We start from the raw sequence: 21,690 nt of genomic DNA, 5'->3' as shown, positions 1-21,690 counted from the left end.
CTGCTAGCGTACGCAGAGCCTCAGCCCCGTACGCCCCGCCATGGCGGGACGTCGTCCTCCATGATCACCCGTTGATGAGCTGAGTCAACGCCCTGCCTGGGACGGTTCAATGCGTTCTCGCGGTACGAGTATCCGCACCAAGGTTGTCGCCCTGCTGCTCTCCCTGGTCGCGCTCTGGATGTTCGCGGCGTGGGTCACCCTGCGGGACGGCTTCAACCTGCTCGGTGTCCAGCTGCTCAACAGCAAGGTCTACGCGCCCAGCGAACCCCTGCTGCAGGAGCTTCAGCTCGAGCGGCGGCTGACCCAGGCGTACCTGAGCAACCCCGACGCCGCGCAGCGCGCGGCCCTGGAGACCGAGCAGCGCAAGGCCACCCAACTGGCGGACGACTTCGCCGGCTCGGTCCGCAACTGGCAGGTCGACGTGGCCGGCAGCTCGGCCCTCGACGTCCAGCTCGACGAGACGATCGCGCAGATCGACGAGTTGAAACAGACCCGCGCCGACGTGCTCGGCCGCAAGGTCGACCGGATCTCCGCCGCCGACGCCTACACGGAAGCCATCGAATCGATCTTCCGGATCTACGACGTCACCGGCAGCCTCGACGACAAGGAGATCGCCGCCGACGCGGCCGCCCTCATCCAGCTCAACCGGATGAAGGAGCTGATCTCGCAGGAGGACGCGCTGCTCAGCGGCCTCTTCGGCACCGGTCGGATCAGCGGTCCGGAGTACGCCCGCTACGTCAGCCTGGTCGGCGCCGAGCGGTTCCTCGGCGAGGAGACCCGGGCCCGGCTCGCCGACGCCGATCAGCGCCGCTACCAGCAGCTCGTCGAGGGTGAGGCCTTCAGCCGGCTGCGCGCCGTACAGGACAGCATCATCCGCGAGGGCCGGCCGGCGACCCAGTTGCCGGTCGGCTCCGAACAGTGGCGCGGCACCGTCGAGCCGGCGCTCGCCGAGGTCAACGACGCCGTCGTCGACGGCGGCGAGGACATCGTCGGCCGGGCCACCGGCGTGGCCGTGATGGTCGTCGTCCGACTCGTGCTCGCCACCGGCCTGGGTCTGCTCGCCGTCATCGCCTCGGTCGTCGTCTCGATCACCACGGCCCGTACGCTCCTGCGCCAGCTTGACCGGCTGCGAGAGGCCGCCTGGCAGCTCGCCGACGAGCGGCTGCCCCGCGTGGTCGCTCGGCTCGGCCGTGGCGAGGAGGTCGACGTCGCCACCGAGGCGCCCCCGCTGGAGTTCGGCACGGACGAGATCGGCCAGGTCGGCAAGGCGTTCAACGCCGTCCAGGAGACCGCCCTGCGCACCGCCGTCGAGCAGGCCGACCTGCGCCGCAACGTCCGCGAGGTGTTCCTCAGCCTGGCCCGACGTACGCAGGCGCTGGTTCACCGCCAGCTCACCCTGCTCGACGCCATGGAGCGGCGCGAGCACGACGCGGAGGAGCTGGAGGACCTGTTCCGGGTCGACCACCTGGCCACCCGGATGCGGCGTAACGCGGAGAACCTGATCGTGCTCTCCGGCTCCACCCCGGGTCGGGCCTGGCGGCGCAACGTTCCCATGGTGGACGTCGTGCGCGGCGCGGTGGCCGAGGTGGAGGACTACACCCGCGTCAACGTGCTGCCGCTGGGCGCTGTCTCGCTCGCCGGCCGGGCGGTCGGCGACATCATCCACCTGCTCGCCGAGCTGATCGAGAACGGCCTGTCGTTCTCGCCGCCGCACACGACGGTGGAGGTCCGCGGCCAGCTCGTGGCGAACGGCTTCGCCATCGAGATCGAGGACCGGGGCCTCGGTATGAGCGAGGAGGACCTGGCCGCGGCGAACCACCGCATCGTCGACCAGTCCGAGTTGAACCTGGCCAACGCCGCCCGCCTCGGCCTCTACGTGGTGAGCCGGCTGACCGAGCGGCACGGCGTGCGGGTCCGCCTCAAGGAATCGGCGTACGGCGGCACCACCGCCGTCGTCCTCATCCCGTTGGAGCTGATCACGGCGAACGGTACCGACCCGGAGGACTCCGGCGCGATCCCGGCCGGCCCGACGGCCATCGCGCTGCCGGCCGGCCCGACCGCCGCCGGCTCCGTCGAGGGCGGTCGTCCCGCCAGCCTCTCGACGGTCGCGGTCGCCACCGCGGCGACGGACACCAGCGCGGCAGGCGCCCGGCAGCCGGTCACCCCGGTCGCCCCGGCGCTGACCGAGAGCAGTACCACCACCGAGCAGACGGACGAGGGCGACAAGGACGTCGTACTCCCCACCCGCCAGCGGACCGCGGCGGCGGACCTGCCCACCCGGGCCCGGCGTGTCCCGGGCCAGCCGGCCCTGGAGGGCCCGACGGTGCCGACCGGTCTGCCCGCCGTGGAGCGGGCCGTCACCGGTGGCAGCGAGCCGAGCGCCGACGGCGGTCCGGTCCCGGCGCGGACCGAGACGGACCGCACCGGCTCCGGCCTGCCGGTCCGCGTCCGCCAGGCGAACATCGTGCCCGAGCTGCGCGACGACCCGGCGGCGACCGAGTCCGACGAGGAGGACGTGGTACGGCCACCCGAGCAGGTACGCCGGATGATGAGCTCCTATCAGACCGGCACCCGGCGTGGTCGGACCGACGCGGCGCGACTGCTCGGCGGCGCGTCGGGCGCGACGCCCGACTCGACCGACGAGGAACCGCAAGCCACCTGACCGAGCACCGGCGCTGCGGGTTCCCGCGTGGTGTGACGGTCAAGCCCAAGACGAATACGGCGCAACTGCCGGGCGAGAAGAGGACGACGAAGTGGCCCAGAAGACGGCTTCGAGTGCCGACCTGACGTGGTTGCTGGATGATCTGGTGGGCCGGGTGAAGCAGGCCGAGCATGCGGTCGCGCTCTCCACCGACGGTTTGTTGATGGCTTCCTCGCAGGGGCTGAGCCGGGACGACGGCGAGCACCTCGCGGCGATGGCGGCCGGTATCCAGAGCCTGGCCCGGGGCGCCGGCAAGCGCTTCGGCGGCGGGCAGGTGCAGCAGACCATCATCGAGATGCAGTCGTCGTTCCTGTTCGTGACCGCCGCCGGACGCAACGCCTGCCTGGCCGTCCTCGCCACCGAGGACGCCGACGTCGGTCTCATCGCGTACGAGATGGCGATGCTCGTCACCCGCGTCGGCAAGTACGTGGCCTCCCCGTCGCGGAGCGCCGACCAGTCGGCTGGCGAGAGGTAACGGCCATGACGGTGCAGGGAGAGTCCGCAGAGCATCAGTGGGTGGATGACCATGCGGGCCCGGTGGTGCGCCCGTACGCGGTGACCCGTGGGCGGGCCCGCCCGGTCACCGGCACGTTCGACCTGATCTCCCTGGTCACCGCGACCCGCGCCGACGTGACGCCGGAGATCGGGATCGGTCCTGAGCACCTGGCGATCGTCGGCCTGTGCCAGCGAATACAGTCCGTCGCCGAGATCGCGGCCCACCTCGACCTGCCGGTGGGAACCATCCGGGTGCTCCTCGGCGACCTGGCGGCCCGCAACCTCGTGCAGGTACGCGAGCCGCACACCACGGCCGGCCTTCCCGACAACAGCATCTTCGAGGCGGTAATCAATGGACTACGGGCACTCTGACCGGCCGGCGGGAGCGACGCCACTGCCCACCGCGATCAAGATCCTGGTCGCCGGTGGTTTCGGCGTGGGCAAGACCACCATGGTCGGAGCGGTGAGCGAGACCCGGCCGTTGCGCACCGAGGAGGTGCTGACCGAGACCGGTGTCGGCATCGACGACCTGTCCGGGGTGGAGGGCAAGACCACCACCACGGTGGCGATGGACTTCGGCCGGATCACCATCAGCGACGACCTCGTGCTCTACCTGTTCGGCACGCCCGGTCAGGACCGGTTCTGGTTCGTCTGGGACGAGCTGGCGTTGGGCGCGATCGGCGCGGTCGTCCTGGCCGACACCCGTCGGCTGGCCGACTGCTTTCCGTCGATCGACTACTTCGAGGGCCGGGGCACCCCGTTCGTCGTGGCGGTCAACTGCTTCGAGGGCGCGCGTCAGTACCGGCTCGACGAGGTGCAGACGGCACTGAACCTCGACCCGGGCGTACCGGTGCTGCTCTGCGACGCGCGTCAGCGGGAGTCCAGCAAGGAGGTGCTGGTGACCCTCATGGAGCACGCCATGAAGACCCGCGAGGCCCGTCGCCGCGCCGCCAGCGGAGACTGATCGAGGTTTTCTCCGGGAGACTGTCCGGATCGCTCCTGCCCGCTCGTCATGCTGGCGACAACCCGAAAGACAGGGAGCGACCGATGAAGTTCATGATGTTCGTCTGTAGCGACACCGCACCGGACACCGACCCGACCGAGCTGCCCGACATCCACAAGTGGGTGGCCGACAACGACGCCCGGGGCCGCCGCCTGACCGGCAACGTGCTGGCGCCGACCAGCGCGGCCACCACGGTCCGTGTCCGTGACGGCGAGCTGCTGGTCTCCGAGGGACCGTTCGCGGAGACCGCCGAGGTGATCGTGGGCTTCGACCTGCTCGACTGCGCCGACGTGGACGAGGCGATCGAGGTGGCCCGCACCCACCCGATGGCCCGGGAGGGGCGGCTGGAGCTGCGCCCGTTCGGCGCTCTGTCCAGTTGAGCGGATGACCGGCACCGACACCACGACCGGTGCGTCGGACAGCGTCGGCTCGGCCGCGGCGGCGCGGGCCGTCGCGGCCGCCGGCGTGGACGCGTACCCCCGGATCGTCGCGACCCTGATCCGACTGACCGGGGACTGGGCGTTGGCCGAGGACTGTGCCCAGGAGTCCCTGGCCGTCGCGCTGGAACGCTGGCCCGGCGACGGCGTGCCGGTCAATCCCGGTGGCTGGCTCATGACGGTGGCCCGCAACCGGGCGCTTGACGTGCTGCGTCGGGCCACCGTGGAGCGCCGCAAGCTGCACGACCTGGCGCTGCTCGCGCCGACCGACGCGCGGCCCGAGCACGACGTCGAGGACGACCGCTTGAGACTCGTCTTCACCTGCTGCCACCCGGCGCTCGCCCTCGACGCCCGGGTGGCGCTGACGCTGCGGACCGTCTGCGGGGTGCCGACCGCCGACATCGCCCGCCTCCTGCTGGTCAGCGAGTCGACGATGACCCGCCGGCTGACCCGGGCCCGCACCCGCATCGCGCAGGCCGGCATCCCGTACCGGGTGCCGACCGGGCCGGCGCTGGCCGAACGGCTGCCAGGAGTGCTCGCCGTGCTGTACCTGCTCTTCACCCGTGGCTACGTCCCCGACGGCGAACCGGCGTTCGCCGACGAGGCCGTGCGGCTGGCCCGGCTGCTGGACGGGTTGATGCCGGAGCAGTCCGAGGTCGCGGCGCTGCGGGCGCTGCTGCTGTTCCAGCACTCCCGCCGGGACGCCCGTCGGGACGCCGCCGGCAACCTGCTCACCCTTGCCCGGCAGGACCGCGCGCGGTGGGACCGCGCGGCCATCGCCGAGGGCCAGGCGGCTCTTGCTCGGGTACGCGACGACGGGCCGTACGCGTGGCAGGCCCGGATCGCGGCCTGCCACGCCACCGCGACATCCGTCGACGCCACCGACTGGTCCACGATCGCGCGGGCCTACGACGCGCTGGCCGACCTCCGGCCCTCACCGGTGATCGCGCTCAACCGTGCGGTCGCGCACGGCTACGCGTACGGGCCGGCCGCCGGGTTGGGCCTGCTCGACGAGGCGCGTGCCGAGGGTGGGCTGTCCGGCTACCCGCTCGCCGGGGCGGTGGAGGCCGACCTGGTGGCCCGGCTGGGCGAACGGAGCCGCGCGGTCACCCTGTTCCGGGCGGCGGCGGCAGCGGTGGACTCGGCCGCCGAGCGGAGCGCACTGCTGGAGCGAGCGACCGAGCTGTCCCGCTAACGAACCAGCCGCACTCCCCGGCAGCGCCCCCGCTCCGCGATCTTGCACTTTCTGTCCCGGTAAAAGGGGCATCCCACTCATGTGGACAACAGATACTGCAAGATCGGCGCGATCTTCTCCCTCGGCGCGCTCCGGGTCGCCGGGGCGAGGGCGAGCGCCGGGCCGGCGGGGGTCAGTGGAGTCTCGTACGTCGATGACGTCCGCGAGATTGCCGGTCACCTCGACGCGCTACTCGGCGACAAAGGTTCCTGAGCCCGGTACGCCGACCACCAGTCCGCGAGATTTGAGAGCGTCCACGGCACGGGCGACCGTCCGCCGGGCTGACCCGTACTCCTGGGCCAGCGCGTCGTACGTCGGTAGGCGTGAGCCCGGTCGGAACTCCCCGGCGGCGATCCGTCGAGTCAGATCGTCCTCGATCTCTCGGGCCGTGTACGGGATGGGCACGGACGTCATCGTCCTTCCTACCCATTCGGACCCTGCTTGCACCTATGGCACTGCTTGCCTTGATGGCACTGCTGGCACTACCTTGGAGAAGTAAGGCGTGGCCCCTGGTGGACATCGGGTCGGCACGGGTCGCTGCCGGAGAAAGGGGCGTCCCGCCTCGTGACAGGAGGCGGGCGTTCCGCCCGTCGTGTGGAGGTGGTGCCGGTGCTGCCCGAGGAGAAGCCGATGCAGGCGCCCGTCAACGTCGATGCGTGGCGATGGCCGATCCGTACCGATCGGATCGAGTGTGGCGAGTGCGGCGATGCGCTGCCGGTTGAGCGGTTCACGGCGCTGTCCGAGCTGGCCCAGACCCTCAGCGAGCACGCGTCACGCTGCCGTGTCTTCCTCTGAGGACGCGAGCGGCCGGCTGCCGTGGCCCCGTTCGGCGACAGCCGACCCGACCGGACCACGCCAGCGGTCGTATCGCCCGCCGGGCGTCGTACCCGAATCACGCTGGCGGCCCCGGTGCGGCCCGCCGGCCGGGCACACCGCCGATGGTCCTTCGTGGATCTGCGACGCCTGCGGGCGGGACTGGCCCTGCCCGGCGCTGCGAGCGGCACCGACGGACGCGGCCCGCCGGGCGACCCTGATCCCGGAGTTCTCCCGGATCACCCGCCGGGCCATCCGCGACCTGCGCGGCCAGCCGGGCGGGCCCGATCCGGTGGCCATCGTCCGCCGTTTCCTCTGGTTCCTGCCCCTCACCGACGAGGAGGCCCGCGCGGTCGCGCTGCGCCTGCGCTGAGCGGGGACCCTTGGCTGGCCGTACCTCGTTCGCGCCCTTTGCTCTGCTTCAACGGGCGCAACAGTATTGCCCGGTCAGTGTTGCCCCGAGTGAAGCAGAGCAAAGGGCGCGAGACAGCTACCCGGGGGGCACGCACGGGAAGGCAGAGACGTGAAAGGGCCGCTCCCCGCCAGCGCGGGAAGCGGCCCTTCTCAGGTGTACGCGATCAGTTGGCGATCATGCGGCGCAGCACGTACTGCAGGATGCCGCCGTGGCGGTAGTAGTCCGCCTCACCCGGGGTGTCGATCCGCACGACGGCCTCGAACTCCACGCCCGTGTCGGTCGTGACCGTCACCGTGCGCGGGGTCTCGCCGTCGTTCAGGGCCGTCACACCGGTGATGGTGAACATCTCGGTGCCGGTGAGGCCCAGCGACTCGGCGGTGACGTCCACCGGGAACTGCAGCGGCAGCACGCCCATGCCGATGAGGTTGGAGCGGTGGATCCGCTCGTACGACTCGGCGATGACCGCCCGGACGCCCAGCAGCATGGTGCCCTTGGCCGCCCAGTCCCGCGACGAGCCCGAGCCGTACTCCTTGCCGGCCAGGATGACCAGCGGGATGCCGGCCTCCTGGTAGGCCATCGAGGCGTCGTAGATCGAGGTCTGCTCGCCGGTGAGGTGGTTGACGGTGAAGCCGCCCTCCACCCCGGGCACCAGCTGGTTGCGCAGCCGGATGTTGGCGAAGGTGCCCCGGATCATCACCTCGTGGTTGCCCCGGCGCGAGCCGTACGAGTTGAACTCGTGGCGCGGCACGCCGTGCTCGGCCAGGTAGGTGCCGGCGGGGGAGTCCGCCTTGATCGCACCGGCCGGCGAGATGTGGTCGGTGGTCACCGAGTCACCCAGCTTGGCCAGCACCCGGGCGCCGGAGATGTCGACGACCGCGCTCGGCTCCTGCTGCATGCCCTCGAAGTACGGGGGCTTGCGCACGTAGGTCGAGTCGCTGTCCCACGCGAAGGTGTCGCCGGTCGGGGTGGGCAGCGACTGCCACCGCTCGTCACCGGCGAAGACGTCGGCGTACGCGGCGCTGAAGCCGGTCGCACCGATCGCCTGGGCGATGACGTCCTGGATCTCGGCGCTGTTCGGCCAGATCTCCCGCAGGTAGACCGGGTTGCCCTCGGTGTCCTCACCGATCGGCTCGTTGGCCAGGTCAATGTCCATCGTGCCGGCGAGGGCGTACGCGACGACCAGGGGCGGGGACGCCAGGTAGTTCATCTTGACGTCCGGGTTGATCCGGCCTTCGAAGTTCCGGTTGCCGGAGAGCACCGAGACGACCGACAGGTCGTGCTCGTTGACCGCCGCCGACACCTCCTCGGGCAGCGGACCCGAGTTGCCGATGCAGGTCGTGCAGCCGTAGCCGACCAGGTTGAAGCCGAGCTTGTCCAGGTACGGCGTGAGACCGGCCCGCTCGTAGTAGTCCATGACGACCTTCGAGCCCGGGGCCAGGGTGGTCTTCACCCACGGCTTGCGGGTCAGGCCCTTCTCGACCGCGTTGCGGGCCAGCAGGGCCGCGCCGATCATCACCTGCGGGTTGGACGTGTTGGTGCAGGAGGTGATGGCGGCGATCACCACGGCGCCGTGGTCCAGCTCGTACTCGACGCCGTCGGTGCCGGTGACCCGGATCGGGTTGCTGGCCCGACCGCCCGCGCCGGTGGCCGCGGTCTCCAGGTCGCGCGGCTCGTCGGCCGGGTCGCTGAACTCGTTGGCGGGCGGGTCGCTGGCCGGGAACGACTCGGCGCTGGCCTCGTCGGCCGGGCCGTTCGCGCCGCGCGGCAGCTCCTCGCGGGCCACGCTCGGCTTGAGGTCACGCTCGCCGGCGGAGTCGTCGGCGACGTAATCGGTCAGCGCCGAGCGGAACAGCGTCTTGGCGCTGCCCAGCGGCACCCGGTCCTGCGGGCGCTTCGGGCCGGCGAGCGACGGCTCGATGGTGCCCAGGTCCAGCTCGAGGCGCTCCGAGTAGGAGGGCTCGGCCGCCGGGTCGTGCCAGAGGCCCTGCTCCTTGGCGTACGCCTCGACGAGCGCGACCTGCGCGGCGTCCCGGCCGGTCAGCTCCAGGTAGCGGATCGTCTCGGCGTCGATCGGGAAGATCGCCACGGTGGAGCCGTACTCCGGGGACATGTTGCCGATCGTGGCCCGGTTGGCCAGCGGCACGGCGCTCACGCCGGGGCCGTAGAACTCGACGAACTTGCCGACCACGCCGTGCTTGCGCAGCATCTCGGTGATGGTCAGCACCAGGTCGGTGGCGGTGGTGCCGGCCGGCATCTCGCCGGAGAGCTTGAAGCCGACGACCCGGGGGATCAGCATGCTGACCGGCTGGCCGAGCATCGCGGCCTCGGCCTCGATGCCGCCGACGCCCCAGCCCAGCACGCCCAGGCCGTTGACCATCGTGGTGTGCGAGTCGGTGCCGACGACGGTGTCCGGGTACGCCTGCCCGTTGCGTTCCATGATGGTACGAGCCAGGTACTCGATGTTGACCTGGTGCACGATGCCGGTGCCCGGCGGGACGACCTTGAACTCGTTGAACGCGGTCTGGCCCCAACGCAGGAACTGGTAGCGCTCCTTGTTGCGCTCGTACTCCAGCTCGACGTTGCGGGCGAACGCGTCCTCGCGGCCGAACAGGTCGGCGATGACCGAGTGGTCGATGACCAGCTCGGCGGGGGCGAGGGGGTTGACCTTGGTGGCGTCGCCGCCGAGTTCGCGGACGGCCTCGCGCATGGTGGCCAGGTCGACCACGCAGGGCACGCCGGTGAAGTCCTGCATCAGCACCCGCGCCGGGGTGAACTGGATCTCCACGCTCGGGTCGGCGGTCGGGTCCCACCCGCCGAGCTGCTCGATGTGGTCGGCGGTGATGTTCGCGCCGTCCTCGGTCCGCAGCAGGTTCTCCAGCAGGATCTTCAGGCTGTACGGCAGCCGGTCGTGGCCGTCCACCTTGTCGATCTTGAAAATCTCGTAGCTCGCGTCTCCGACGCGTAGCTGGGTCTTCGCACCGAAGGTGTCGAGGCTCGCCACGTCGTACTCCTTCACACCAGCGACCGTGAGTAGTCCTGAGCAGTCTGTCGCACCGGCCGGGGCGCCGCCGAGGTTAGGTAACACTTACCGCCGATTCTGCTCTCAAACAAAACCGTACGTCCGTCTTGCTATTTGCGCAACCCGGCCGACCCGCTCGCCACCCTGACCCCTAGCCTCCTAGGACGCGTTACGGAATGTGCGGCAGTAGTCGAGGGACCGGTTCGCCGCGTCGGCCACGGGTAGGGTTCGAGGCCCGGCCGGAGGAGGGTCACCCGTGTTCGACGTCCAGCACTGGCTCGTGTCGCTGCCGCCGATCGCGGTCTACCTGCTCGTCGCCGGGGTGATCGGCGTGGAGAGCATGGGCGTACCCCTGCCCGGTGAGATCGTCCTGGTCAGCTCCGCACTGCTCGCGGCCACCGGAGTGGTGGAACCCGAGTGGGTGGCGACGGCCGCCGCGACCGGAGCGATCGTGGGTGACTCCATCGGGTACGCGGTGGGTCGTCGCGGGGGCCGTCCGCTGCTCGCCCGGCTGGGCCGACGCTTCCCCCGTCATCTCGGCCCCGCCCAACTCGCCCGCGCCGAGCAGAGCTTCGCCCGGCACGGTGTGTGGGCGGTGTTCTTCGGCCGGTTCGTGGCGCTGCTGCGGATCCTGGCCGGCCCGCTCGCCGGGGCCCTGCACGTGCCGTACCGGCGGTTCCTGGTGGCGAACGCCGCCGGCGGGCTGGTCTGGGCGTTCGGCACCACGTACCTGCTGTTCAGCGTCGGTCGGGCGGCCGAGCACTGGCTCAAGGACATCTCCTGGGCGGGCCTTGTTCTCGCGGTGCTGGCCGGCCTGGGCAGCACGTGGTGGCTGCGTCGACGTGCCCACCGTCTGGAGGCCGCCGAGCCGGAGCCGTCCACCGAGGCAGTGCCGTCCGCCGAGCCGATGCGTTCCGCGGAGCCAACTCGCGCCGGCGGCCGACCGCACATCTGAACGCGCAGATCTTGGACAATTTCCGTTCGGCGCTAACGGAAACTGTCCAAGATCTGCTCATGTCCCGGGCATGCCAAAGGGCCGGACCCCGTGGGGTCCGGCCCTTTTTGGTGTGGTTGTCAGCTGGTGGCGTAGCCGCGGGTGGCGATCCAGTCGGCGAGGTGCTCGACGGTGATGTCGTAGGCGGCGGTGTTCGGGTCGGCCGAGTCGGCGATCCGTACCACGTTGCCGTTGTCGCGGTAGCCCACGACGCTGATGTAGTGCCCGCCTTCGAACGAGTGGATACCACCGTCGGTGTCGGTGCTGGTGCCGGCGATGTTGGCGACCACGGCGCGGCCGTTGTCGACGGTCTTGACGATGTCGGCGCGCAGCTTGTCGGTCTGCGTGGCGTCGGCGTCGGGCTTGCTGATCTCGACGCTGTGGTAGGCGTCGGTCTTGCCGGTCTCCTTGTTCAGCACCGGGGTGATGTCGTTGATGCTGTTGGTGCCGGCCTCGGTGGTGCCCATCTCCTTGGCCATGGCGTCCACGCTGATGTCCTTGCCCTGCACGCTCAGGGCGTTACGGGTAGCGGCGGGGCCGCAGTAGTAGAAGTTCGGCTGCGCTTCGTAGCGCACACCCAACTGACGCTCACCATGACCCTTACGATCAGACTGGGTCTGCGTCTGGCTGGTCGGCTTGGCGGTGCTCTCCGCGGCGAACGCGGTCGTCACGGGGCCGGCGATGGCGCCGCCGGTGAAGGCGAGGCCAGCGGCGGTCAGAGCGGTCTTACGAATCAGATCGGTACGCATGATGGCGTGCTCCTCTGCTTCATTCGGGGGATCCGGGGGAAACCGCTCGGCACACGGGGGCGCGCCGAGGCGGGAGAAAGTTCTTGGGGGACCGGGCCCGGCGACCCAGCGGGGCCTGCTCGGGTGTTCCGGAGGGTGGTGCAACGGTCCAGGCCGGGGGATCATTCCCGCCCGGGGACCGGGGCGGCCGGTGGTGCTCGGCCGTGCGGGGGATGTAACGACCCCGACCCGGCGGGTGTTCCCGGGGCTGGCTACCGGCCTGAGCTGCTGCTCAGCGGTGCGGGGGATGTAACGACCCCGACCCGGCGGGTGTTCCCGGGGCTGGCTACCGGCCTGAGCTGCTGCTCGGCGGTGCGAGGTGTGTAACGACCACGACCCGGGAGGTGTTCCCGGCGGCGGCTCTCTCGCACTACGACCGGGGTCGCGCGGCTGTGACCCGAGGATCGCGGCGGCGTGCCACGTATAACGACCCGGTCCGGCCCGGGATTCCGCCGCCGGGGTGCGACCCGTCACGGCACCCACCCTGAACGGGACAAACCTCCCAGGCGGGACAGACCGTCAGGCCTCACCGGGGATGATCGACTCGACATCGCCGACGTGGCGGCATCCGCGCACAGAGGATGCCCCCACATCGGCGACCTGGAGTCGATCGAGGCGCGGGCACGACCGACCGCGACTGCCCGAGCGCCGCCCAACCACCAAAACCGGACAACTCGCAACGCCGACCGATCCGGCCCGACGCGAGCCGGCCCGACGCGAGCCGACGCCGAGCCGACCCGACGCCGACCCGACGCCGAGCCGACCCGACCTGACCCGACCTGAGCCGACGCTGACCCCGACAGGCCACGCCTGGGCGGGTCCCATGATGTGCGCAATATCGGGGATTTTGCTGCCTTAGCCGGCTGTGAGGCAGAAACATCCCCGAAAGTGCTGTCTCACCGAGCAGGGCGCACGAGCCCGACGGGTCTGAGAGGGTGCACACGGAGCAAGATCGTGCTCGAACCAGGAAAGAGTGCCCTCGCCGCGCGCTCGAGGCCACTACAACCAGGATCGAGCACGATCATGCCCGCGCGCCACGTTCCGCACGGACTTCCCCAGGTTGCCGGAGGTTGGACCGGCGGGTGGTTAGGCGGAGTCCGCTGCCTCATTGGCCTGGGCGTGACGTTCCCGCAGGCGCTCCCGGATCTCCTCCGGGGTGTACGCGCGTCGGCGTCGTTCGGCCCGCGCAATGACCACACCGGACGCTGCCACCCCGGCGAGGCCGGCCAGGCCGAGGACCTTCCACCACCGCACTCGTTGCCGCATCGGCCTAGGCTAGTCCCTCATGAGCATCAGCCTGGATGAGGCCGTCGAGTTGACCCGCACCGGCGACGTGTGGGTGTTCCGGGGTCGTAGCGTGCCGGACCGGGCGATCCAGTTCACCACGAACAGTCCGGTCAACCACGTCGGAATGGCCGTCGTGCTGGACGACATGCCGCCGCTGATGTGGCACGCGGAGTTGGGCAAGTCCCTGCCGGACCTGTGGTCGGGCACGCACCAGCGCGGTGTTCAGTTGCACGATCTGCGGGACGCGGTCTGCGTGTGGGCCAACCGGTACGGTCAGCGGGCCTGGCTGCGGCAGCTCGACCCGCCGGCCGAGGGCGAGATGGAACGCGCGGTGCTGCGGACCGTCGCACGCCTGGACGGCACGCCGTTCCCGTCGACCGCGCAGTTGGCGTGGCGGTGGGTGCGCGGCCGGGTGCCGTCGTTGCCGGGTCCTGGCCGGGCGGCACTCCGAGCCGTATCGCGGGCCGCCCAAGCGGCCTGGGTCGATCCCGCCGCTTCGGTCACCCCGACCGCTTCGACCAGCGGGGCCACCCCGACCGCTTCGACCAGCGGGGCCACCCCGACCGCTCCGACCAGCGGGGCCACCCCGGTCGCCGCGGGCACCGCGGCCAACCGGGGGACAACTGCCGCTCCGACCAGCGCGGCCACGCGGGACCGGGCCTTGGAGACGGCGTACTGCGCCGAGGTGGTGGCCGTGACCTACGAGGCGATGGGCCTGCTGCCCGCCGGCAAGCGTCCGAACTGGTACGACCCGGGCCGGTTCTGGAGTGGTGACGACCTGGGATTGGCCGGGGGCGCCCGACTGGGTACGGAGATCGAGGTGCGGGTCCCGCCGCGCTGAGGTTCGACCCGAGGTTTGGTCCACCCGGTGCGGGGCAATTGCTCTCGCCGTGAACGCCTCCACGGATCTCGACACGCTGACCGGGTTCTTCGACCGGTACGGCGCCGCGTTGACCTCGGGCGACCTGCCGTCCCTCGGTGGTTGTTACGCCCTGCCCGGGCTGGTGGTGGCCGACACGTACAGCTTCTCGTTCACCTCGCTGGCAGCGGTCGCGCTGTCCTTCGTGGGCGCCGCACCCGACTATCAGGACCGGGAGCTGATCGCCGCGCACGCCCGGATCGAGGACGTGCAGCCGGTGTCCGCGCTGCTGACCCTGGTGTCGGTCGAGTGGGAGTTCCTGGACAGCCAGGGGCGTGCGGTGCCGGGGGAGCGGTACCGCTATCTGCTACGGACCTCGGGTGAGGGGCCGCTGATCTGCACGGTCGTCCGGACGGGCTGACCGCCAGCGGAGCGTCGACCCATCCGAGCCGTTTTCCGTACGGAGGGGGCCGGTCGGTCCGATCCGTACCCGCCAGGTTCCCGGTCCGCCCGGCGCTGGCTACGCTGTCGCGTCGGTGGGACGAGGGGAGACCTGATGGCGGTGGGGCCGGACGGCGCGGGAGGTCCGCGGACGGCGCGAGTGGTGCTGTCGCTGCCGTGGATCGTGGTGCTGGTGGGCGTCAGCGCGCTGGCGGTGCTGTTGGTGGTCGCGCTGTTGTCGTTCCGTACCCGGGAGGGGGAAGGCACGCCGCAGGCCGCGCCGCCGGTGTTCCTGCCGACGACGCCGGCTGCCGCGTCGTCGGCGCCGACGCCGGGTGGGTTGGAGCGGCGGTCGGCGTCGCCGCGCGCGTCGCGCAGCAGCCGGACGCCGTCGCCGCGCGCCACCACGAAGTCGCCGTCGCCGGGTGCGACGAGCGCCGCGGCCCTGGCGACGAAGGACCCGGCGGTGTCGGCGCAGTACAAGGTCGGTACGGATGGCTGGAACGCGACCGATGCCACGCTGTCGGTGACCAACGGGTCGGACCGGTCGGTGGACTGGCGGGTGGAGTTGGCCTTCGCGGACGACACGCGGGGCCTGCGCGTCAGCGGCGCGGCGGGGATCTCGGTGGCGGCGCAGGGTGACGGCGCGTTCGTGCTCAGCGGCGGAGAGTCGTTGGGTGCCGGTGACACGCAGACCCTGCGGTTGCGGGTCAGTTGGGATGGATCGGCGCAGCGTCCGGTGCGGTGCGTGATCAACGGGGTGGAGTGCCGGCTCAGCTGACCGTGCGTCGAGCCGCGTCGCGCGCGACGCCGACGCTTTCCGGGTGTGCCGTCGATCGCTAGGCTGCCCGGACGGCCCGCTGAGGGAGGTACATGTCCGGCATGCGTCGTGCCCCGCGACCGTCGCACGGTCCGGCGGCCATCGCGTCGTCGCCGTGGATCGTGGTGGGCGCCGGTGTCGTCGTGATGGTGGTCCTGCTGTTCGTGGCGCTGGGCGCGTACCGGGGGCGTAGTCCGGCGCGGGACGGCGGGCCGCCACCGGCGGGTCTGCCGTTGCCGCAGGCGCCGGTGTCGCCGTCCGGGCTGTCGCCGACGCCGTTGCCGGAGAACTCGGCGCTGTTGCCCGGGTTGTCGCCGCGGGCCAGCGGGCTGCCGCCGAGCGCGCCGGTCACGCCGGTCACGTCGCGGCCGTCGACGGTCGGCCCGACGGTGGCGTCGACGTCGGCGCGACCGCCGGTCCGGCCGCCGCAGCAGCCGTCGGCGGTGAGCGGACGCTACCGGGTGGTGCAGAGCTTCGACGGCGGTTTCATCGGCGAGGTGTTGATCGTCAACTCGTCCGGTGTGGACCGTGGGTGGACGGTGCGGTTCGAGTTCGCCGGTGGTCGACTGGTGACCACCTGGGTCGAGGGCGTACCCCAGGGGACGCTGCGGCAGTTCGACGGCGGCTTCACGTACGTCAGCGGGGTGGACGTGCCGGCCGGTGGATCGGTGGCGCTGCGGTTCCACCTGCAGCGGGCGTCCTCGACGCCGCGCGGGTGCACTGTCGACGGGGCGCGGTGTAGCGGGTTCTGAGCGAGCCTTCCGCAAGTTTGCTGCTCTGTTACGACTTTGTTTGCAAGGTATTGCAGATCGTTGCGGCAAGGGTTAGCGTGCGGCCAATCACGACCAGAGGAAGGCCGTCGATGAAACCCCCGCCGATACGCCGTACCGCCCTGCTCGCGCTCGTCAGCCTGCTCACCGTCACCCTCGTCGGCACGCCGGTATCCGCCCGTCCCCTCGGCGCCGACGCCGATCCCCGGCCGTCCAGCGCCGATCCCCTGACTGCAACCGGCGCGGTGCAGTGGCGCGACGAGCCCAGCGCCGACGCGTTGCTGGCCGCGGGCGTCGACGCCGCGCGGGCCGAGCAGTTCTACTTCGTCCTGCCGGACCGGTTCGCCAACGGCGACCGCCGCAACGACTCCGGCGGGCTCACCGGTGACCGGCTGCGCACCGGTCTCGACCCGGCCGACAAGGGCTTCTACCACGGCGGTGACCTCAAGGGCGTCATCGACAAGCTGTCCTACATCCAGGGCCTGGGCACCACCGCCATCTGGCTCGCCCCGATCTTCAAGAACCGCCCGGTGCAGGGCGAGGGGAACGACGTCTCCGCCGGCTACCACGGCTACTGGATCACCGACTTCACCCAGGTCGACCCGCACTTCGGCACGAACGCCCAGCTCAAGGAGCTGGTCTCGCTGGCGCACCGGCGAGGCATCAAGGTCTATCTCGACGTGGTGGTCAACCACACCGCCGACGTCATCAGGTACGCCGAGGACCGCTACGCCTACGTGGACAAGGCGACCTCGCCGTACACGGACGCGCGGGGGCGGGCCTTCGAGGACCGCAACTACGCCGACGGCAGCCGGGACTTCCCGACCGTCGACGCGAACGCCGGCCCGTACACGCCGGTCCTTCCCGAGCCGGGTGACGCGACGGTGAAGGTGCCGGCCTGGCTCAACGACGCCAGCATGTACCACAACCGGGGCGACTCCACGTTCGCCGGCGAGAACAGCGAGTACGGCGACTTCTTCGGTCTCGACGACCTGTGGACCGAACGGCCCGAGGTGGTCCAGGGAATGACCAAGGCGTACGGGGACTGGATCGGCGCGACCGGCGTCGACGGGTTCCGGCTGGACACCGTCAAGCACGTCAACATGGACTTCTGGCCGCAGTTCACCCGGGGCGTCGAGCGGGCCGCCGAGAAGGCCGGCAGACGGGACTTCTTCGTCTTCGGCGAGGTGTACAGCGCCGATCCGGAGGTCACGTCGACGTACGTGCGCCGCGGCGGTCTGCCGGCCACCCTCGACTTCGCGTTCCAGGAGGCCGCGCGGGGCTACACGGCGGGCGGCGGCTCGGCGAAGGCCCTCGCCGACGTGTACGCCCGGGACGACCTCTACGCCGCCCGGGACACCGACGCCGGCCGGCTGACGACCTTCCTCGGCAACCACGACATGGGCCGGATCGGGTCGTTCATCGCGGGCGGCGGCACCGACCCGACCAGTCACCTTCGCCGCGACCAGCTCGCCCACCAGCTCATGTTCCTCACCCGCGGCCAGCCGGTGATCTACTCCGGTGACGAGCAGGGCTTCACCGGCCCCGGTGGGGACAAGGACGCCCGGCAGGACATGTTCGCCTCGAAGGTGCCCGACTACCTCGACGACGACCTGCTCGGCACCGACCGCACCCACGCCAGCGACCAGTTCGACACCGCCCACCCGCTGTACCGGACGATCGCCGAGCTGGGCCGGCTGCGCCAGGCGCACCCCGCGCTGCGCGACGGCATCCAGGTCACCCGGTACGCCGCCGACGGTCCCGGCGTCTTCGCCGCCTCCCGCGTCGCGCCCGCCGACCGGACCGAGTACCTCGTGGCGGTGAACAACGCCGCGACCGCGCAGACTGTCAGCGTGGACACCTGGTCGGCCGGCGCCACCTTCACCGGCATCTACGGCGCGTCCGCCAGCGCGAAGGCCGGTGGCGACGGGAAGGTCACGTTGACCGTGCCGCCGCTGTCGGCGGCCGTGTACCGCGCGGGCAGCCCCATCGCCCGGGGGAGCGGCACGCCGACCATCGCCATCACCAGCCCCGCGCCGGACGCGTCGGTGGCGACCCGGGCGGCGGTCACCGCGCAGGTGACCGGCGACCCGCTGTCGACCGTCACGGTGGCGGCCCGGGTCGGCGGCGGCCGGTGGACGTTGCTGGGCAGCGCCGACCACGCGCCGTACACCGTGCACCACGACCTGGACGGGCTGGCCGGCGGCACCCGCGTCGAGTACCGCGCGGTCGTCCGGGACGGCCGGGGCCGCACCGCCACCGCCCGGTCCGTCGCCGTCGTCGGCACGCCCGAGCTGGGTGGATCCCGGGAGTGGGCGGTGGTGCACTACCAGCGTCCGGCCGGGGGGTACGACGACTGGGGCCTGTACGCCTGGGGCGACATCGACCCGGCGTACGTCACCGAGTGGCCCACCGGGCAACCGTTCGCCGGGGAGGACTCCTACGGCCGGTTCGCCTGGGTGAAGCTCAAGCCGGGCGCGAAGTCCGTGGGTTTCGTTGTCGTCGACTCCGATGGCACGAAGGACGTCGCCCAGGACCGCACGATGGACGTCACCCGGACCGGCGAGATCTGGCTCAAGCAGGGCGACGCGACCGTCTATCCGAGCCGGCAGGCGGCCACCGGGCAACCGGACCCGGCGGTCGAGGAGGGCACCGCGGTGATCCACTATCGGCGGGCCGACGGCAACTACGACGGGTGGGGTCTGCACCTGTGGGACGGCGCGGCCAACCCGACGGACTGGGCCAGCCCGCTCGCGCCCACCTCGACCGACGCGTTCGGCGCGGTGTTCCGGGTGCCGCTGGCGGCCGGGGCGACCGGGCTGAACTACATCCTGCACAAGGGCGACACCAAGGACCTGCCCGACGACCAGCGGCTCGACTTCGCCAGCGCCGGCCGGGAGGTGTGGCTGCTCGCCGCCACCCCGGGGCGGCTGCTGCCGTCCACCGCGACCAGCGCCGGCGGGGACACCGACATCGGCAAGCAGAAGGCGCACTGGATCGACCGGTCCACCATCGCCTGGCAGACCCCGCCGACCGACGGCCGGGTGTACGCCCTGGTGGCCGCCCCGGCCGGCGGGGTGAGCGTCGTCGACGGGGAGCTGTCCGGGGCGTACACCAGTCTGCCGTTACGCGCGCAGCGCAACGGGCTCACCGAGGCCCAGCGCGCGGCGTTTCCGCACCTGTGGTCCCACCGGGCCTTCACCCTCGACCGGGGTGACCTGGCGAAGGTGCCGGCGGCGCTGCGCGGGCAGCTGCTGGTCACCGAGCGCGACGCCCAGGGGAAGCTGCTCGCCGCCACCGGCGTGCAGATCCCCGGCGTGCTCGACGACGTGTACTCCCGGGCCACCCAGGTCACGCTCGGCCCGACCTTCGCCGGCCGGACGCCGAGCCTCGCGCTCTGGGCGCCGACCGCCCGGACGGTGGAGCTGGAACTGTTCGACTCGCCCACGGCCGCGCCGAAGACGGTGGCGATGCGCCGCGACGACCGCACCGGCGTCTGGTCGGTACGCGGCAGCCACGCCTGGACGGGGAAGTACTACCGCTACCGGGTGCGGGCGTGGCAGCCGGCCGTGCAGCGGATGGTCACCGCGTCGGTCACCGACCCGTACTCGGTATCCCTCGCGGCCGACTCCACGCACAGCCAGCTCGTCGATCTCGACGACCCGGCGCTGGCCCCGCCCGGGTGGCGCACGCTGCGCAAGCCGGCCGGGGTGCCCTCGTCGAAGGCGCAGATCTCCGAGCTGTCGGTGCGCGACTTCTCCATCGCCGACGAGACCGTGCCGGCGCAGCGGCGGGGGACGTTCCTGGCGTTCACCGACCCGAAAACCGCCGGGATGACCCACCTGCGGGCGTTGGGTGACGCCGGTGTGACGCACCTGCACCTGCTGCCGGCGTTCGACTTCGCCACCATCCCCGAGAAGCGGGCCGACCAGCGCCAGCCGGCCTGTGACCTGGCGGCGCTGCCGCCGGACTCGGACCAGCAGCAGACGTGCGTCGCGGCCGTCGCCGACACCGACGGCTACAACTGGGGGTACGACCCGCTGCACTACACCGTTCCGGAGGGCGGCTACGCCCTCGACCCGGGCGGGGCGGCGCGGACCACCGAGTTCCGTCGCATGGTGGCCGGAGTGAACGACGCCGGCCTGCGGGTCGTCATGGACGTGGTCTACAACCACACGGCGGCGGCTGGCGTGGACCCCAGGTCGGTGCTCGACCAGGTGGTGCCCGGCTACTACCACCGGCTGCTCGACGACGGCACCGTCGCCAACTCCACGTGCTGCGCGAACACCGCGCCCGAGCACGCGATGATGGGCAAGCTGGTGGTCGACTCGCTGGTCACCTGGGCAAAGCAGTACAAGGTGGACGGTTTCCGGTTCGACCTGATGGGCCACCATCCGAAGGCGAACATCCTGGCCGTCCGTACGGCTCTGGACCGGCTGACCGTCGCCCGCGACGGCGTGGACGGCAAGGCGATCATGCTCTACGGCGAGGGCTGGAACTTCGGCGAGGTCGCCAACGACGCCCGGTTCGAGCAGGCCACCCAGGCCAACATGGCCGGCACCGGCATCGGCACGTTCAACGACCGGCTGCGCGACGCGGTGCGCGGCGGCGGCCCGTTCGACGCCAACCCGCGCGTGCAGGGCTTCGCCTCCGGGCTCTACACCGACCCCAACGGCGACCCGGTGAACGGGTCGGCGGCCGTGCAGAAGGCCCGTCTTCTGCACGCCCACGACCTGATCAAGGTGGGCCTCACCGGCAACCTGCGGGACTACCGGTTCACCGAGACCTCGGGGCGTACGGTCACCGGGGCCCAGGTGGACTACAACGGCTCGCCCGCCGGGTACACCGCCGCGCCGGGGGAGGCCGTCACGTACGTCGACGCGCACGACAACGAGATCCTGTACGACGCGTTGGCGTACAAGCTGCCGCAGGGAACCAGCGCGGCGGACCGGTCCCGGATGCAGGTGCTGGCGCTGAGCACGGTGGTGCTGGGGCAGGGCGCCGGGTTCGTCACCGCCGGCACCGAACGGCTGCGGTCGAAGTCGTTGGACCGCAACTCGTTCAACTCCGGTGACTGGTTCAACCAGATCCGCTGGGACTGCGCCAACGGCAACGGGTTCGGCGTCGGCCTGCCACCGGCGCAGGACAACCAGGACAAGTGGCCGTACGCGAAGCCGCTGCTCGCGGACCCGGCCCTGGTGCCCGACTGCTCGGCGATCGGCACCACCGACGCCCGGTACGGCGAGCTGCTGCGCGTCCGGGCGTCGTCGCCGGTGTTCGGGCTGGACAGCGCCGAGCAGGTGCAGCGGCGGGTGGCGTTCCCGCTGTCCGGCGAGTCGGAGACCCCGGGCGTGCTGACCATGACGCTTGACGCGCGTGGTCTGGGCGGGGCGTGGACCGCGCTGACCGTGGTCTTCAACGGCACTCCGGAGACGGCGACGCAGACGGTGACCGGGCTGCGGGGCGCGGACGTGTCGCTGCACCCGGTGCTGGTCAACTCGGCCGACCCGGCGCTACGGACGGCGTCGTTCGACCGGGCGGCCGGCACCTTCACGGTGCCGGCGCGCAGCGTGGCGGTGTTCGTCCAGAAGTGAGCGGGGACCGGCCCCCTCCC

At 71.5% G+C, this 21,690-nt stretch carries 19 protein-coding genes; 15 read left to right on the top strand and 4 right to left on the bottom strand.

The genetic code is table 11. The annotated features are described in order from the left end of the window. Window positions 1-109 precede the first annotated feature (109 nt). The 7 genes from ACQP0N_RS22825 (at window position 110) to ACQP0N_RS22795 (ending at window position 6,083) form a co-directional block, all read left to right on the top strand. Window positions 110-2,662 (top strand): nitrate- and nitrite sensing domain-containing protein, encoded by a 2,553-nt coding sequence (locus tag ACQP0N_RS22825; RefSeq protein WP_433113979.1) that lies wholly within the window; start codon window positions 110-112, stop codon window positions 2,660-2,662. A 91-nt stretch (window positions 2,663-2,753) separates the two neighbouring features. After that, the gene (locus tag ACQP0N_RS22820; RefSeq protein ID WP_355053542.1) at window positions 2,754-3,176 is read left to right on the top strand and encodes a roadblock/LC7 domain-containing protein; all 423 of its coding nucleotides are present in this window, start codon (window positions 2,754-2,756) and stop codon (window positions 3,174-3,176) included. 5 nt (window positions 3,177-3,181) lie between these two features. Next, a complete protein-coding gene (locus ACQP0N_RS22815; RefSeq protein WP_357134353.1) occupies window positions 3,182-3,568 on the top strand; it encodes a DUF742 domain-containing protein in 387 nt (128 codons plus the stop codon). Next, the gene (locus ACQP0N_RS22810; RefSeq protein ID WP_355053540.1) at window positions 3,549-4,160 is read left to right on the top strand and encodes a GTP-binding protein; all 612 of its coding nucleotides are present in this window, start codon (window positions 3,549-3,551) and stop codon (window positions 4,158-4,160) included. The genes ACQP0N_RS22815 and ACQP0N_RS22810 overlap by 20 nt, the downstream gene beginning before the upstream one ends. Before the next feature lie 83 nt (window positions 4,161-4,243). Beyond that, a complete protein-coding gene (locus ACQP0N_RS22805; protein WP_357134355.1) occupies window positions 4,244-4,579 on the top strand; it encodes a YciI family protein in 336 nt (111 codons plus the stop codon). 4 nt (window positions 4,580-4,583) lie between these two features. Beyond that, window positions 4,584-5,831 (top strand): RNA polymerase sigma factor, encoded by a 1,248-nt coding sequence (locus ACQP0N_RS22800; RefSeq protein ID WP_433113976.1) that lies wholly within the window; start codon window positions 4,584-4,586, stop codon window positions 5,829-5,831. A gap of 81 nt (window positions 5,832-5,912) precedes the next feature. Then, window positions 5,913-6,083, top strand: coding sequence for a hypothetical protein (locus tag ACQP0N_RS22795; RefSeq protein WP_433113974.1), 171 nt, complete (start codon window positions 5,913-5,915; stop codon window positions 6,081-6,083). Here the strand turns inward: ACQP0N_RS22795 and ACQP0N_RS22790 are convergent. Continuing rightward, window positions 6,060-6,284 (bottom strand): winged helix-turn-helix domain-containing protein, encoded by a 225-nt coding sequence (locus ACQP0N_RS22790; RefSeq protein WP_421472149.1) that lies wholly within the window; start codon window positions 6,282-6,284, stop codon window positions 6,060-6,062. The two genes, ACQP0N_RS22795 and ACQP0N_RS22790, sit on opposite strands and share 24 nt — an antisense overlap. A 195-nt stretch (window positions 6,285-6,479) precedes the next feature. Between ACQP0N_RS22790 and ACQP0N_RS22785 the strand changes: the two genes are divergently transcribed. Then, complete coding sequence (locus tag ACQP0N_RS22785) at window positions 6,480-6,665, top strand: hypothetical protein (RefSeq protein ID WP_433113972.1); 186 nt, start codon at window positions 6,480-6,482, stop codon at window positions 6,663-6,665. Then, the gene (locus ACQP0N_RS22780) at window positions 6,652-7,056 is read left to right on the top strand and encodes a hypothetical protein (protein ID WP_433113970.1); all 405 of its coding nucleotides are present in this window, start codon (window positions 6,652-6,654) and stop codon (window positions 7,054-7,056) included. Before ACQP0N_RS22785 ends, ACQP0N_RS22780 begins: the two co-directional genes overlap by 14 nt. Before the next feature lie 205 nt (window positions 7,057-7,261). Here the strand turns inward: ACQP0N_RS22780 and ACQP0N_RS22775 are convergent, their stop codons facing one another. Next, the gene (locus tag ACQP0N_RS22775; protein WP_433113968.1) at window positions 7,262-10,114 is read right to left on the bottom strand and encodes an aconitate hydratase; all 2,853 of its coding nucleotides are present in this window, start codon (window positions 10,112-10,114) and stop codon (window positions 7,262-7,264) included. A gap of 259 nt (window positions 10,115-10,373) precedes the next feature. Here ACQP0N_RS22775 and ACQP0N_RS22770 point away from each other — a divergent pair, with 259 nt between their 5' ends. Then, the gene (locus ACQP0N_RS22770) at window positions 10,374-11,072 is read left to right on the top strand and encodes a DedA family protein (RefSeq protein WP_355053534.1); all 699 of its coding nucleotides are present in this window, start codon (window positions 10,374-10,376) and stop codon (window positions 11,070-11,072) included. Window positions 11,073-11,191: 119 nt separating this feature from the next. On the opposite strand, the gene ACQP0N_RS22765 is transcribed toward ACQP0N_RS22770, so the two are convergent. Both ACQP0N_RS22765 and ACQP0N_RS22760 read right to left on the bottom strand, forming a co-directional pair. Continuing rightward, window positions 11,192-11,860: a C39 family peptidase gene (locus tag ACQP0N_RS22765; RefSeq protein ID WP_433113965.1), complete on the bottom strand. Its 669-nt coding sequence runs from the start codon at window positions 11,858-11,860 to the stop codon at window positions 11,192-11,194. Between the two features lie 1,125 nt (window positions 11,861-12,985). After that, complete coding sequence (locus ACQP0N_RS22760) at window positions 12,986-13,165, bottom strand: hypothetical protein (RefSeq protein WP_355052790.1); 180 nt, start codon at window positions 13,163-13,165, stop codon at window positions 12,986-12,988. 19 nt (window positions 13,166-13,184) lie between these two features. Here ACQP0N_RS22760 and ACQP0N_RS22755 point away from each other — a divergent pair, with 19 nt between their 5' ends. The 5 genes from ACQP0N_RS22755 (at window position 13,185) to pulA (ending at window position 21,670) form a co-directional block, all read left to right on the top strand. Then, window positions 13,185-14,027 (top strand): hypothetical protein, encoded by an 843-nt coding sequence (locus ACQP0N_RS22755; RefSeq protein ID WP_433113964.1) that lies wholly within the window; start codon window positions 13,185-13,187, stop codon window positions 14,025-14,027. 49 nt (window positions 14,028-14,076) lie between these two features. Next, window positions 14,077-14,466 carry a hypothetical protein gene (locus tag ACQP0N_RS22750; protein ID WP_396804507.1) on the top strand — a complete coding sequence of 130 codons (390 nt, stop codon included), beginning with the start codon at window positions 14,077-14,079 and terminating at the stop codon, window positions 14,464-14,466. A gap of 135 nt (window positions 14,467-14,601) precedes the next feature. Then, entirely contained in the window at window positions 14,602-15,267 is a 666-nt protein-coding gene (locus tag ACQP0N_RS22745; RefSeq protein ID WP_433113962.1) for a hypothetical protein, read from the top strand. A gap of 92 nt (window positions 15,268-15,359) precedes the next feature. Then, entirely contained in the window at window positions 15,360-16,058 is a 699-nt protein-coding gene (locus ACQP0N_RS22740; RefSeq protein WP_433113961.1) for a cellulose binding domain-containing protein, read from the top strand. Window positions 16,059-16,168: 110 nt separating this feature from the next. After that, window positions 16,169-21,670 carry a pullulanase-type alpha-1,6-glucosidase gene (gene pulA / locus ACQP0N_RS22735; RefSeq protein WP_433113959.1) on the top strand — a complete coding sequence of 1,834 codons (5,502 nt, stop codon included), beginning with the start codon at window positions 16,169-16,171 and terminating at the stop codon, window positions 21,668-21,670. Window positions 21,671-21,690 lie beyond the last annotated feature (20 nt).

The organism is Micromonospora sp. CA-246542 (genome assembly GCF_050942905.1).
Classification (GTDB): Bacteria; Actinomycetota; Actinomycetes; order Mycobacteriales; family Micromonosporaceae; genus Micromonospora.
Note: the sequence above shows the minus strand (reverse complement) of the source record. Positions and strands in the feature narration are given on the sequence as shown.